The organism is Pseudomonas sp. CCNWLW23 (assembly GCF_037095675.1).
Lineage (GTDB): Bacteria > Pseudomonadota > Gammaproteobacteria > Pseudomonadales > Pseudomonadaceae > Aquipseudomonas > Aquipseudomonas atacamensis.
Genome location: NZ_JBAWKM010000005.1, coordinates 129,817 through 144,311 on the forward strand (window position 1 = coordinate 129,817; position 14,495 = coordinate 144,311).

The following is a 14,495-nucleotide window of genomic DNA, read 5'->3' on the forward strand; positions in this document are numbered from 1 at the left end:
GTAGGTACTTCCCGCCCGAAACAAAGAGTGAACGAATACAGGACAGGCTTTAGAATCCTTTAGAATGCTCACCCTCTTACTCCGCTGCAAGTTCGAATTTTGCTGGGACATTTATAAAGCCAGTTTTCGCAAACGTACCCTCATCTGCTCGGACGCGAAAAAGGACAACATCAATACGGCGATGTAAGAACAAAGCAACATCACCGGTATCGTCCCGTACACCGCAGTTCACGTAATAGGTTCCGGGGGCGAATGAATTACCAAATTCAAATTTTAACAGGAGCGTTTCGCCGGCACTGAAGGTTCTGCCTTTCACTTCAGGCATATCCGCAGTGTCCATTCCAAACAGTGCAATGCCATCACGCGTCTTGACCATGAAGGCAAATGCGATCTGTGTCACCTCTTCGGTAAAACGAACGCGATACTTCAGTATCAAGCTATCGTTGCTGCCGAAAACGTTGGCTGGATGCCCCTCCGAGCTTTCCATCCATATCGACTCAACAACCGCGCGACCATCGCCGTAAGAAAGCTCACAACTGCTCAGCAAGCTGGGGTCAACCACTGCCTCGACACTCTTTAGTACTGGCAAAGCCGGTTTCTTCCCACCGCCGAACAAAACTTGTTCGTAGGTATCGCATACTTCTTTCGCAGTACCAAAGGCGGCGACACTTCCATTCTGAAGGAAGAGCGCTTTATCGCAAATTTTTTTTACTGTTTCAGTATCATGAGTTACAAAAAGCAGAGTTGTGCCCTTTTCACGAAACTGTTCAATGCGTCGATAGCACTTTCGCTGAAAAGCAACATCCCCAACCGACAGGGCTTCATCGACGATGAGAATCTCTGGACGCACCGCAGTTGCCACTGCAAATGCCAGCCTCACCTGCATACCGCTGGAGTACACACGCACCGGTTGATCAATGTAATCACCTATGTCGGCGAACGCCTCGATTTCCGACATATGCAGAGAGACCTCCTCCAGAGAAAGCCCAAGCAACTGACCGGCCATGTAGGCATTCTGTCTGCCCGTAAAATCAGGGTGAAACCCCATACCCAACTCGAGCAGAGCGGCGACTCGCCCATTGATGCCCACACTCCCGGTCGTAGGTTGGGTAGTGCCCGTAATCATTTTCAGCAACGTGCTTTTGCCTGCACCATTGACCCCGATTATCCCTACGGCCTCACCGGCATTCACCCTAAAGCTGATGTCTTGTAATACCCACTTGAGGGTATGTTGGGGCTTGAGTTTGGGAATGAGCCACTCAGCCAATCGCCCCCAACGCGTGCGATATTGTTTGTATGCTTTGCCCAGTCCAACAACCGAAATACTACCCATCAAAGTTCGTCCACTATTTCGCCTGCATGCTTGCGGAAAAAACGCATACCCACAAAACACAAAAACACCGCCAAGGTGGTGATCTGCCACAAAGTTCCCCATTGCGGCCATTGACCGGTAACAAGAACCCCTTGAAAGGCGGCCATGAGGCTGGTCATCGGGTTAAGGTCAATAAACACTCGCAACTCTTTGGAGAGCGCGGTAATCGGATAGATGATGGGAGTCAGCCAAAACCAAAATGTAATGAAGATCCCAAAGAACTGTCCGACATCGCGGAAAAATACATTGAGCACCCCCAATGTAATGCCGAGTCCTATTGAAAATAGGACCAAAATCAACAGCAACGGAACCAAGGCAAGAAATGCCAAACCAGGAAAATTACCGCTAATGATCAGAAAAGCAGTAAAAAGACCAAATGTGATGATGAAATTTATGCCGGCATTCGCAACAACCACGACTGGAAGACACAACCGCGGAAAACTGATTTTCTTCAACAAATTGGCGTTATCGAGAAAAACAGTCTGACTTCTCCCGACCAGTTCGGCGAATAGCCCCCAAGTAAGTATCCCAGCGCACAGGTAGATACTGTAACCAAAAGTGCCTTCGACACCCGGCAACTTAGCTCTCATCACCTCAGCGAAAATGACGGTATATACGATAATCATCGCCAGCGGATTGAGTATCGTCCACAACGCACCCAGCAAAGAATTTCTGTATTTGGACTGAAACTCTCGTTTGACACTTCCTGAGATAAACCCGCGATAGCTCCAGAGCGCTTTAAGCATAGAGCTCATTGGTTCTCTCCTAAAATCAACCCCTCAAGCAGTGCAAGCTGCGATGAAAGCGTGGTTTCACTGGCGCGCGATTCGACGTTCAGTCGCAACAGAGATTCCGTATTGGACTCTCTAAGATTGAAACGCCAAGCGCCAAAGTCCATGCTCAAACCATCAGTCATATCGATCGCTGGTTCCAGAGGAAGATAGGCTTTGCGTATTTTTTCAATAATTGTCGGCACATCATCAACGCGATAGTTGATTTCACCGCTGCATGGAAAATCGGAAATTCGTTCGTCAACTAACTGAGACAGGCTCTTTTCATTAGCCGACATCAAAGCGGCTACCAGCAACCACGGAATCATGCCACTGTCGCAGTACGCAAAATCACGGAAGTAGTGGTGAGCGCTCATTTCGCCGCCATACACTGCATCCTCTTCGCGCATACGCTCCTTGATAAATGCGTGGCCGGTTTTACTCTGCACGGCGATACCACCCGCCTGCTCAACTCGCTCGATGGTGTTCCAGGTCAGTCGCGGATCGTGGATGATCTTGCTGCCAGGGTGCTTAATGAGCAGCATCTCGGCCAGAAGGCCAACCAAGTAATAGCCCTCGATGAAACGCCCATTCGCATCGAAGAAAAAGCAGCGGTCGAAGTCACCATCCCAGGCCAGTCCGATATCGCACTGGTTTGCTAACAGTGCATCACGCGTCAGTTCGCGATTCTCCGGTAATAATGGATTAGGGACGCCGTTCGGGAAGGTGCCATCAGGCTCTTCATTGATAAACAGCAACTTCAAAGGTAGTCGCGCGGCCAGCGCCCGCAATACAGGGCCGGCGGCGCCATTACCTGGGTCTGCGAGGATTTTCAAAGGTTTCAGTGCGCTGATGTCGACATAAGTAAGCAAATGGTCGATGTAAGCACTTTTATCGAACGCCTGACGGACTGTCCCCTTTTCCGCCGCCATGTCACCCAGGTCACCCTGTTCGACGCGTTGCCGGATGGCATCAAGACCGGTGTCACCACTGATAGGACGAGACTCGGCCTTGACAAGCTTCATCCCGTTGTAGCCTTTGGGGTTATGACTGGCGGTAATCATCACTCCGCCATCGACTTTATAGTGACTAGTAGCGAAATAGACTTCCTCGGTTCCGCATAGCCCGATGTCGATTACGTCGGCACCCGCCTCAGTAATGCCACGCTTCAGCGCTGCCGCCAAAGGAGGACTTTCGAGCCTCATGTCCTGGCCGACTACAAAAGCCTTTCCCTGCAACTCAGTCACGAGTGCTCGACCTATACGGTAAGCGATATCTTCGTTGAGTTGAGCGGGAACCTGACCACGAATGTCATAGGCTTTGAAACACTGCGTCACGATAGGAGGATACATTCTACTCACATAGCTGAAATGTCCGATGCCGCCCTGAGGCGGCAACGGCAAGAATGGACCGCCAGGCTTTATGTCACTGGCGCTTGAACCCTGCAAGGCGCAGGGCTCGCATCGGGTTCAGTGTCGTTATTTGTCGACACGACCATAGTTATCTTCAAAACGCACGATGTCGTCTTCACCCAGATAATCACCACTCTGCACTTCGATCAGCACCAGATCGATGACTCCCGGGTTCATCAGGCGATGCTGGTGGCCGGCGCGAATGAACGTGGACTCATTGGTGTTCAGCATCAGCTCCTGCTGATCGTTGACCACGATTGCCATACCGCTCACAACGATCCAGTGCTCGCTTCTGTGGTGATGCATTTGCAGCGACAAAGAAGCTTTAGGCTTCACAACAATGCGCTTGATCTTGAAACGCTCGCCGTTTTCCAGCGTGGTGTAAGTACCCCACGGACGATGCACCGTACGGTGAAGCAAATGCACCGTATGACTGCAGGCCTTTAGCTGATTGACAATATGCTTCACGTCTTGAGCGTGATCCTTGTGAGCAATCATCACCGCGTCGGGAGTATCAATGACCAGCAAGTCCTCAACCCCGACAAGCGCAGTCAACCTGTCTTCACTGTTGACATAGTTATTGCGCGAATCATGGGACAGTACCTCGCCCTCAAAGCGGTTACCGTTCTCGTCGGGCTCGGTCAATTCGCTGACAGCATTCCACGAACCGATATCACTCCAACCGATGTCACAGGGAACAGTCGCAACTTTGGAAGAGCGCTCCATTAACGCGTAATCGATAGAGATGTCCGGCACCGCTGCGAATGCTTCGGCATCAAGGGCCAGGCAACGATATTTGGCGGACGAGGTCAGACGCGAGCTATCGATCGTTTTGCTAACTGCCTCGACTACATCCGGAGCATGCTGACGAAGCTCTTCCAGGACGGAGCCCACACGGAAGCAGAACATCCCGGAATTCCAGTAGTAGTTCCCCGCGCCGATGTAATTTTGAGCGGTTGCAAGGTTAGGCTTTTCGACAAAACGCGCGACTTTCAAGCCACCTTTAAGAGGGGCATCCTTCTGCGCTTCAATGTAACCGAAACCAGTCTCAGGATAGGTTGGCTGAATACCAAACGTTACCAACCAACCGTCGGCAGCCAGCGCCATGGCGCTGGAGACGGCCGCAGCGAAAGCCTTTTCGTCTTTGATCAGGTGGTCAGCAGCCAACACCAGCATCTGGGCATCGGGGCCGTGCGTGGATTCGAGTTGAAGCGCCGCTGCGGCAACGGCCGCCGCTGTATTGCGACCAAAGGGTTCAAGAATGAAAGCCTGAGCATGCTTGGCAGAATTGACTGCGCTGTACTCATCTTCAGTCTTGAACAGGAGTTCGCGGTTGGTCACCGTCAGAACTTCCACCACACCTTCCAGACGCGAAGCACGAAGGAACGTTTTCTGGATTAGATTCTGGCCATCTGGCAGCGCCATGAACGGCTTTGGATGGGTTTCTCGAGAAACAGGCCACAACCGGCTGCCCACTCCGCCAGACATAATTACGGGAATCAGTTCCATGCTCTCAATCCTTAGTCCCCTCTCCAGTGGATACTTCCAGAAACGGGTTCAGTTATATTTTCCGGTCATTTGTGCGTCCTGACTGACGCAAATACTTTGCGCCAAGCCGCCAGAAAAAACAGCCGCTCGGCCTAAATCCAAATCCATACGCAACACCCGGATCCTTGCCGATCAACGATTGGGGTGGAGCTTCTTTTATGAGGCGTACCCAATGAGGCGAAGCCGCCCGCCCACGACCGTGAGTGCAAGAACCGGTATGATTGCTGAACATTCTACAGCTTGTGCCTGGACATTAATAACTTCCTCCCGGCGGAAGGCACAAAAAACGTCCTTAAAATTGAAAGCATCCAAACAAGATCGATATCAAACCAACATCAACCCGGCTCGGCGTAACCACATCACAATCTCTACGAAAAATGACTACTGCGCCAACAATGTCAGCCCTCGCGCACTGCGGAATCCAGAAGCTTCTCCAAGTACTGTCCATAGCCGGTTTTCTTTAGGCGCTCGGCTTGAGCACGCAACTGCGCCATGTCAATCCAGCCATTACTGTAAGCAATTTCCTCAAGGCAGGCGACCTTCAAGCCCTGGCGTTTTTCGATGGTATGCACGAAGTGACTGGCCTCTAGCAGCGAATCATGCGTACCGGTATCAAGCCATGCGAAGCCTCGACCGAGCATTTCAACCTTCAGCGACTTCTGTTGAAGATAAGCGAGATTGACGTCGGTTATTTCCAGCTCGCCGCGCGCGGACGGCTTGATCCTCTTGGCAATATCGACAACCTGATTATCGTAGAAATAGAGGCCTGTCACAGCGTAGCTGGACTTGGGCACTATCGGCTTTTCCTCGATACTCAATGCTGATCCATTAGCGTCAAACTCAACCACACCAAAGCGCTCGGGATCAGAGACGTGATACCCGAAGATAGTGGCACCCTCCTCTCGCAGGCAGGCGGAACGCAAATTGTCCGAGAAGTGCTGACCGTAGAAGATGTTGTCTCCCAAGATCAGACAGCAGGGATCATCACCAATGAACTCCTCACCGATAATGAAAGCCTGAGCCAGCCCGTCCGGGCTTGGCTGTTCGGCGTAACACAGCTTGATGCCATATGGGCTACCGTCGCCCAACAGCTTTTGAAAGCACGGCAAATCTTCAGTCGTGGAAATAATCAGAATTTCGCGCATCCCCGCCAACATCAGCACGGACAAGGGATAGAAGATCATCGGCTTGTCGTAGATCGGCAGCATTTGCTTGGACACGCCAAGGGTCAGTGGGTGCAGACGAGTACCCGAACCACCAGCGAGAATGATGCCTTTGCGCGTTGTTGTGGTCATTTATCTAGAACTTCCATAAGCATTCGGGTTACACCACTGCGCCAATCGGGCAAGTGCAAAGAAAAACTGTCCCGCAGTTTCCCGGTGTTCAACCGAGAGTTCAGCGGGCGGCGTGCAGGCGTTGGATAGGCGGAAGTCTCGATCGCATTAATGTCCTTCACACGGAGCTCTTCCCCTTGCGCTTTAGCGAAGTCAATCACAAGAGTGGCATACCCATGCCAAGAAACCTCACCAGCGGCCGCCAAGTGATAAAGACCTGACAATTGGGGACGCAGCAAAGCCTGTTGAAGGGTTAAAGCACTGACGTCCGCAATCAGGTCTGCGCCGGTTGGCGCGCCAATCTGATCAGCGATAATGCTCAGACTTTCGCGCTCCTTTGCCAGGCGCAACATCGTTTTGGCGAAATTATTGCCACGAGCGCCATACACCCAACTGGTGCGAAAGATAAGATGCTTGCAGCCGGATTCGATGATCAATCGCTCTCCCGCAAGCTTGCTGGCACCGTAGTGATTTACCGGAGACACGGCAGCGCTCTCCCGCCATGGTGCAGATCCATGCCCATCGAAGACATAGTCTGTCGAGTAATGAACCAGCCACCCGCCGAGCGCTTTCACCTCTTGTGCCAATACTCCAACAGCACAGGCGTTCACAAGATCTGCCAACTCAGTCTCGGCTTCAGCCTTGTCAACTGCGGTGTAAGCGGCCGCATTGACAACGACATCTGGCCTGATTGCGCGGAGAGTTGCTCGTAACCCATCAATATTGCTCAGGTCACCGCACAGGCCATCGGCTAATTGACGATCCAGTGCCACCAACTCACCGAGCGGCGCGAGAGAGCGCTGCAACTCCCAACCGACCTGGCCGTTTTTTCCCAGAAGAAGGATTTTCATGCCTTGCCCGCACGATCTGCGTAGTTCTGATCAATCCACTGCTGATAGCTGCCGCTCTTCACATGCGCGACCCATTCAGTGTTGTTCAGGTACCACTCCACAGTCTTGCGGATACCGCTATCAAACGTTTCTTCCGGCGACCAACCGAGCTCTTTCTGTATCTTGCTTGCATCAATCGCGTAGCGCTGATCATGACCGGGGCGGTCCTGCACGTAAGTGATCAGCCTCGCATGGGGGCGGTGAGGCGAAGCCGGGCGCAACTCATCAAGCAGCGCGCAGAGGGCATGCACTACTTCGATATTTTGTTTCTCGTTGTGGCCACCAATGTTGTAAGTCTCGCCGATGACGCCATCGGTGACGACTTTGTAGAGTGCACGAGCGTGATCCTCGACATACAGCCAGTCACGTACCTGGTCGCCCTTGCCGTAAACCGGTAGCGCCTTGCCTTCTAGAGCGTTGAGTATGATTAGCGGAATCAGCTTTTCCGGAAAGTGGTACGGACCATAGTTATTCGAACAATTGGTAACCAGGGTCGGCAGACCATAGGTGCGAGACCACGCGCGAACCAAGTGATCGGAGCTGGCCTTGCTGGCAGAGTAAGGCGAACTTGGCTGGTATGGCGTGGTTTCGGTAAACAGATCTTCAGGCCCTTCCAGGTCGCCATACACTTCATCAGTAGAGATATGATGAAAGCGAAAAACGGCTTTACGACCTTGCTCCAGGCCGCTCCAGTAATGACGCGCTGATTCCAGAAGCGTGTAGGTGCCAATGATGTTGGTCTGGATGAATTCCGACGGACCCGATATGGAGCGGTCAACGTGCGACTCTGCCGCCAAATGCATGACGGCGTCAGGCTGGTGCTCGAGGAAAACTCGATCCATTTGTTCGCGATCACAAATGTCCACGCGCTCAAAGGCATAACGCGAGCTTTGACTGACAGCAGCCAAAGACTCCAGATTGCCGGCGTAGGTCAGCTTATCGACGTTAACGACAGAATCGCCGGTGTTGGCAATGATGTGACGGATAACTGCTGAGCCGATAAACCCGGCGCCGCCGGTTACTAGAATTTTCACGCGGTACCATGCCCTTGAGCTGCTGACAGCGATTCGGGAGCGCTGTCCAATCCATGAATGCAAAAAGCTAGTCGTCGTAGCTTTATCAAATTCAATCTGAATGGGTGTGAGTGCCTCACAACCAAAAGAGGATCGCATTTTACAGCTTCATAGGCGTTTTACTATTGGATATAGCCATGCCCTCGCAGTAAGCACATGAGCCTTTCACTGCATCAAATGCTTGCGCGCAGCTCTGTTTCTACCTGCAATCCTTGATGAGCGCCCCAATAACCAGCCTAACACCGGCCCGATCAGCATCCCGACAAGAAAAGCCAAAACCACGATCAACGAAATCGGCAATTGAGGCCCAGACAAACCCAGAAACAATAACGAAACCGACTGCTGATTCTCGAGGACAAACGCCAGAATCACCAAAATCAATAAAAGTATAAAAAAACCGATTAATATTCGCTTAAGGTTACGCATGAGTAACCCCTTGAAAGATAGCGACTGTCAAACCCCCTCCTCCTCTTCTTCGTTCACGCGGTCACGCAATTCCTTGCCCGGTTTGAAATGCGGAACGAATTTACCGTCCAGACTTACCGACTGGCCGGTCTTTGGATTGCGGCCGACGCGCGGTGCGCGGTAGTGCAGGGAGAAGCTGCCAAATCCACGGATCTCGATACGATCACCTGTGGCGAGGCACTGAGACATTTGTTCAAGCATGGTCTTGATGGCCAGCTCCACATCCTTGGATGAGAGTAGCCCTTGATGGGTGACAATTCGTTCGATCAACTCCGACTTCGTCATATTTTTCCCTTCTTTTTCAAGCAGCTAGATCAGCGCTTGAAAGGTTTTAGCATGCCCGGATGATTTTGAACAGCCCAGGGATTGACATATCTTTCCCGGGGTCAAAACGCCCATTTTCAGGGCACTCCAGTGGCGAGTCGGATCGCCGCTGCCCTAACGACACATCACCAGCATGGTCCGGGTCACGAAGCCCGCCGGATTGAAGCCAAACGGGTATTCGTCTTCATCTTTGGCATCGTCAGAGCGGGTGATGACCTTGTAGCCCTTGCCTTTGCATTCCTTGGCCGCACGCTTCTGACACTTCTCCCAACCGGAACCAAGCCCAGAGCAATCGACCTCGATACCACTGACGCCGCGCACCGCATGGGTTTTCGCACTGGTGGTGCACCCTGCCAGCGCCAAGACCACTGCAACAACAAGTAACTTGTTCATCCACTTCCTTATGCCAGGCAAGCCTGACGACTAATGCTCAAGATCAAGCTTAGTCGCGAATAGGCGATTGATCCGATTAAAGAAACAGACCCGCAGCCGAAGCTATTGGTTTCATGCACGGACGTACAAAGACCAAATCGCAGGCACAAAAAAGGGCGACCGAAGTCGCCCTTTTTAATGATCAACCAGAACTCAGTTCTGTTTGGCCATTGCTTGACGCAGCAGTGCCGCCATAGTGGTGTCAGCTGCTTCGCCTTCCGGAGCTGCTTTCAGGCTCTGGATGGCTTCTTTCTCTTCAGCGTCGTCTTTCGACTTGATCGAGAGCTGGATTACGCGGCTCTTGCGGTCAACGCTGATGATCTTGGCTTCAACTTCCTGGCCTTCTTTCAGAACGTTGCGCGCGTCTTCAACGCGGTCACGGCTGATTTCGGAGGCTTTCAGGGTAGCTTCGATGTCGTCGGCCAGAACGATGATGGCGCCTTTGGCGTCAACTTCTTTCACGGTACCGGTCACGATAGCGCCCTTGTCGTTAACCGAGACGTACTCGGAGAACGGATCGCTTTCCAGTTGCTTGATGCCCAGGGAGATGCGCTCGCGCTCTGGGTCAACCGACAGGATGACGGTGTCCAGCTCGTCGCCCTTCTTGAAACGACGTACGGCTTCTTCGCCCACTTCGTTCCAGGAGATGTCGGACAAGTGAACCAGACCGTCGATGCCGCCGTCCAGACCAATGAAGATACCGAAATCGGTGATCGACTTGATGGTGCCGGAGATCTTGTCGCCCTTGTTGAACTGGCCAGAGAAGTCTTCCCATGGGTTCGACTTGCACTGCTTGATGCCCAGGGAGATACGACGACGCTCTTCGTCGATGTCCAGAACCATGACTTCCACTTCGTCGCCGACTTGTACGACTTTCGAAGGGTGGATGTTCTTGTTGGTCCAGTCCATTTCCGAAACGTGTACCAGACCTTCAACGCCTTCTTCCAGCTCAGCGAAGCAGCCGTAGTCGGTCAGGTTGGTTACACGAGCGGTAACGCGAGTGCCTTCTGGGTAACGGGCTTTGATAGCAACCCATGGATCTTCGCCCAGTTGCTTCAGGCCCAGGGAAACACGGTTGCGTTCGCGATCGTATTTCAGAACCTTGACGTCGATTTCGTCACCAACGTTGACGATCTCGGAAGGATGCTTGATGCGCTTCCAGGCCATGTCGGTGATGTGCAGCAGGCCGTCCACGCCACCCAGATCGACGAATGCGCCGTAATCGGTGAGGTTTTTGACGATACCTTTGACTTGCTGGCCTTCCTGCAGGGATTCCAGCAGAGCTTCACGCTCGGCGGAGTTCTCGGCTTCGAGGACGCTGCGACGGGAAACGACAACGTTGTTGCGCTTCTGGTCCAGCTTGATGACCTTGAATTCCAGCTCTTTGCCTTCCAGGTGCGTGGTGTCGCGCACTGGACGGACGTCAACCAGGGAACCTGGCAGGAACGCACGGATGCCGTTAACGTCGACAGTGAAGCCGCCTTTAACCTTACCGTTGATAACGCCCTTGACCACTTCCTCGGCTGCGAAGGCTGCTTCCAGAACGATCCAGCATTCAGCGCGCTTGGCTTTTTCACGGGACAGCTTGGTTTCGCCAAAGCCGTCTTCAACCGAATCCAGAGCAACGTGAACTTCATCACCAACGTTTATGTTCAGTTCGCCAGCATCGTTGTAGAACTGCTCAAGCGGGATGAGTGCTTCAGACTTCAGACCAGCGTGAACGGTTACCCAGCGAGCCTGGTAATCGATATCAACGATAACACCGGTGATGATGGAGCCTGCCTGAAGGTTCAGGGTTTTCAGGCTTTCTTCAAAGAGTTCCGCAAAGCTTTCGCTCATTTTAATTCCTGTAGATGAGGGCGAAGTAAACGCCCATCTCCACACCCCAGACGGTGTGGGTTAGTTTCATTTAAAAGAAGCACCGCAGGACTATGACTGGTCCCCTGCGGCCCTCTTGGTCACCCGGCGATATCGCGAATGGCGATCTCGCTCATGATGCGTTCAAGCACCTGATCGATGGAAAGCTCCGTGGAATCCAGCTGAATCGCGTCGGCCGCCGGCTTGAGCGGGGCTACTGCGCGCTGGGTGTCACGCTCATCGCGTGCACGGATCTCATCTAGCAGACTCGACAGACTAACACCCTCGACTTTGCCCTTCAACTGCAAATATCGACGGCGCGCCCGCTCCTCGGCACTGGCGGTGAGGAAAATCTTCAGCGGTGCATCCGGAAATACCACCGTGCCCATGTCGCGACCGTCCGCCACCAGCCCCGGCGCTTCCTGGAACGCACGCTGGCGCTGCAGCAGCGCCTCGCGCACGGCGGGCAGCGCAGCCACTTGCGAGGCGCCGGAACCGACACTTTCGGTGCGAATGACATCGCTGACTTCGTCGCCTTCCAGAATGATCCGCTGCAGTTGACCTTCGGTCGCGGCGATGAACTGCACATCCAGATGAGCGGCCAGCGTTTTCAGCAACTCTTCATTGGTCAGGTCGACGCCATGGTTGTGCGCAGCAAACGCGAGCAAGCGATAAAGCGCACCGGAATCCAGCAGGTTCCAGCCCAGACGCTTGGCCAGAATCCCGGCGACCGTGCCTTTGCCGGAGCCGCTTGGCCCATCGATGGTGATGACCGGTGCAATGTTTTTCACGACTGAGCCTCTTGTGCCACACGAATGCCGACTTGCCCGCACAGCGCGAGGAAGTTGGGGAACGAGGTCGCGACGTTGGCACAATCGTGGATGCGGATCGGTGCGGTAGCGCGCAACGAGGCGACGCTGAACGCCATGGCGATACGGTGATCGCCGTGACCGTGCACTTCACCGCCGCCGATCTGGCCGCCGTCGATGATGATGCCGTCCGGGGTCGGTTCGCACTTGACGCCCAGCGCCAGCAAGCCGTCCGCCATGACCTGAATCCGGTCGGATTCCTTGACGCGCAGCTCTTCTGCGCCGGTGAGCACGGTACGCCCTTCGGCGCACGCAGCAGCAACGAACAGGACCGGGAATTCGTCGATCGCCAGCGGCACCAGCGCCTCCGGAATCTCGATACCTTTGAGTTTAGCTGCCCGCACGCGCAAGTCAGCCACTGGCTCGCCGCCGACTTCACGCTGGTTTTCCAGAGTGATATCGGCGCCCATCAGACGCAGGATATCGATCACGCCAGTGCGGGTCGGGTTGATGCCGACGTGCTCGAGCACCAGCTCGGAACCCTCGGCGATCGAGGCCGCGACCAAGAAGAATGCCGACGACGAAATATCGCCCGGCACTTCGATGTGAGTCGCGGTGAGCTTGCCGCCGGACTCGACCGAAGCCGTGGCGCCGTCGACGCTGACCGAGTAGCCGAAGCCGCGCAGCATGCGCTCGGTGTGGTCGCGGGTCGGTGCCGGCTCGGTGACGGTGGTCTTGCCTTCGGCATACAGACCGGCAAGCAGCAGACAGGATTTCACCTGAGCACTGGCCATCGGCATGGTATAGGTCAGACCCTTGAGTTTGTGGCCACCACGAATGGTCATCGGTGGACGACCCTCAGCAGCGGTTTCGATGACCGCACCCATTTCCCGCAAAGGATTGGCCACGCGGTTCATCGGACGCTTCGAAAGCGAGGCATCACCCGTCAAAACACTGTCGAAGCTCTGCGCCGCCAGCAGGCCAGAGAGCAGACGCATCGAGGTGCCGGAGTTGCCCAGATAGATCGGGCCCGGCGCAGGTTTCAGGCCGTGCAGGCCGACACCGTGGATGGTCACGCGGCCGTGATGAGGGCCTTCGATGACCACGCCCATGTCGCGAAACGCCTGCAAGGTCGCCAGGGCGTCTTCGCCCTCAAGGAAGCCTTCGACTTCGGTGACGCCTTCGGCCAGCGAGCCGAGCATGATCGAACGGTGGGAAATCGATTTGTCACCCGGTACGCGAATCCGACCGGACAGGCGGCCACCAGGTTGAGCCAGGAAGATCAGATCGTTGGAATTCATAGCGTCCACATAGGCCCTGCGGGCCAGGATTTTACTGAAATGCTCGCGGGCAACCCGGGCGCGCGTGAAAACGCCCAATAATTGGTGCCCATCCCCTGCATCGACCGCGTCGCGCAAGGCGTCGAGGTCGCTGCGAAATGTATCGAGTGTGCGCAGGACAGCCTCGCGGTTGGCGAGGAAGATGTCGTGCCACATCACCGGGTCGCTTCCGGCGATTCTTGTGAAATCGCGAAAACCACCGGCAGCGTAACGGAAGATCTCCAGATTTTCATTGCGCTTGGCCAATGAATCGACCAGACCGAAGGCCAGCAGGTGCGGCAGATGGCTCGTCGCGGCAAGCACTTCATCGTGACGCTCGACCTGCATGTGCTCGACATCGGCGCCCAGTTCGCGCCAGAGACGATCGAGCACCGCCAGCGCGGCAGGATCGGTCTGCTCGAGCGGCGTCAGGATCACCTTGTGCCGGCGGAACAGCTCGGCATTCGAGGCTTCCACCCCGCTCTGCTCGGAACCGGCAATCGGGTGCCCGGGGACGAAGCGCGCCGGCATGCCGCCAAACGCCTCGGTCGCCGCGCGCACCACATTGCCTTTGGCGCTGCCGACATCCGTAAGAATCGCCTGCCCCAGATCCATGACAGCCAGACGCGCGAGCAGCTTTTCCATGGCCAGAATCGGCACCGCCAGCTGAATCACATCGGCACCGACGCAAGCCGCCGCCAAGTCGTCTTCACAGCGATCGACCACACCCAATTCGACCGCGAGCCTGCGCGATTGCGGGTCGAGATCGACGCCGACCACTTCACGGCACAGGCCGCTTTCACGCAAACCCTTGGCAAACGAACCACCGATCAACCCCAGACCGACCACCACAAGGCGACCGATCATAGGTGCAGCAGGTTGCAGCGCAG

Annotated in this window: 13 protein-coding genes; all 13 read right to left on the reverse strand. The window is 54.6% G+C overall.

Annotated elements, in window-relative coordinates:
- Window positions 1-76: 76 nt before the first annotated feature.
- The 13 genes from V8J63_RS09430 to V8J63_RS09490 all read right to left on the reverse strand — a co-directional run bounded on the left by V8J63_RS09430 (window position 77) and on the right by V8J63_RS09490 (window position 14,472).
- Window positions 77-1,333, reverse strand: a complete 1,257-nt coding sequence (locus V8J63_RS09430) for a Wzt carbohydrate-binding domain-containing protein (RefSeq protein WP_130888484.1) — start codon at window positions 1,331-1,333, stop codon at window positions 77-79.
- A complete protein-coding gene (locus V8J63_RS09435; RefSeq protein ID WP_177434927.1) occupies window positions 1,333-2,127 on the reverse strand; it encodes an ABC transporter permease in 795 nt (264 codons plus the stop codon). The genes V8J63_RS09430 and V8J63_RS09435 overlap by 1 nt, the downstream gene beginning before the upstream one ends.
- A complete protein-coding gene (locus V8J63_RS09440; RefSeq protein WP_130888512.1) occupies window positions 2,124-3,494 on the reverse strand; it encodes a phosphomannomutase in 1,371 nt (456 codons plus the stop codon). Before V8J63_RS09440 ends, V8J63_RS09435 begins: the two co-directional genes overlap by 4 nt.
- Window positions 3,495-3,620: 126 nt before the next feature.
- Window positions 3,621-5,063, reverse strand: coding sequence for a mannose-1-phosphate guanylyltransferase/mannose-6-phosphate isomerase (locus V8J63_RS09445; protein ID WP_130888483.1), 1,443 nt, complete (start codon window positions 5,061-5,063; stop codon window positions 3,621-3,623).
- Window positions 5,064-5,500: 437 nt separating this feature from the next.
- Window positions 5,501-6,397 (reverse strand): glucose-1-phosphate thymidylyltransferase RfbA, encoded by an 897-nt coding sequence (gene rfbA / locus V8J63_RS09450; RefSeq protein WP_336463933.1) that lies wholly within the window; start codon window positions 6,395-6,397, stop codon window positions 5,501-5,503.
- Entirely contained in the window at window positions 6,394-7,287 is an 894-nt protein-coding gene (gene rfbD / locus V8J63_RS09455) for a dTDP-4-dehydrorhamnose reductase (RefSeq protein ID WP_336463934.1), read from the reverse strand. Before rfbD ends, rfbA begins: the two co-directional genes overlap by 4 nt.
- Window positions 7,284-8,360 carry a dTDP-glucose 4,6-dehydratase gene (gene rfbB / locus V8J63_RS09460; RefSeq protein ID WP_336463935.1) on the reverse strand — a complete coding sequence of 359 codons (1,077 nt, stop codon included), beginning with the start codon at window positions 8,358-8,360 and terminating at the stop codon, window positions 7,284-7,286. Before rfbB ends, rfbD begins: the two co-directional genes overlap by 4 nt.
- A gap of 204 nt (window positions 8,361-8,564) precedes the next feature.
- Window positions 8,565-8,825 carry a LapA family protein gene (locus tag V8J63_RS09465; RefSeq protein ID WP_336463936.1) on the reverse strand — a complete coding sequence of 87 codons (261 nt, stop codon included), beginning with the start codon at window positions 8,823-8,825 and terminating at the stop codon, window positions 8,565-8,567.
- A 27-nt stretch (window positions 8,826-8,852) separates the two neighbouring features.
- Entirely contained in the window at window positions 8,853-9,149 is a 297-nt protein-coding gene (gene ihfB, locus V8J63_RS09470) for an integration host factor subunit beta (RefSeq protein ID WP_003189779.1), read from the reverse strand.
- Window positions 9,150-9,302: 153 nt separating this feature from the next.
- On the reverse strand, window positions 9,303-9,581 hold the full coding sequence (locus tag V8J63_RS09475; RefSeq protein ID WP_110646032.1) for a hypothetical protein: 279 nt from the start codon (window positions 9,579-9,581) through the stop codon (window positions 9,303-9,305).
- Between the two features lie 192 nt (window positions 9,582-9,773).
- Window positions 9,774-11,459, reverse strand: a complete 1,686-nt coding sequence (gene rpsA, locus V8J63_RS09480; RefSeq protein ID WP_016770920.1) for a 30S ribosomal protein S1 — start codon at window positions 11,457-11,459, stop codon at window positions 9,774-9,776.
- 119 nt (window positions 11,460-11,578) lie between these two features.
- Complete coding sequence (gene cmk / locus V8J63_RS09485; protein ID WP_024013869.1) at window positions 11,579-12,268, reverse strand: (d)CMP kinase; 690 nt, start codon at window positions 12,266-12,268, stop codon at window positions 11,579-11,581.
- Window positions 12,265-14,472, reverse strand: coding sequence for a bifunctional prephenate dehydrogenase/3-phosphoshikimate 1-carboxyvinyltransferase (locus V8J63_RS09490; protein WP_336463960.1), 2,208 nt, complete (start codon window positions 14,470-14,472; stop codon window positions 12,265-12,267). The genes cmk and V8J63_RS09490 overlap by 4 nt, the downstream gene beginning before the upstream one ends.
- Window positions 14,473-14,495: the final 23 nt, after the last annotated feature.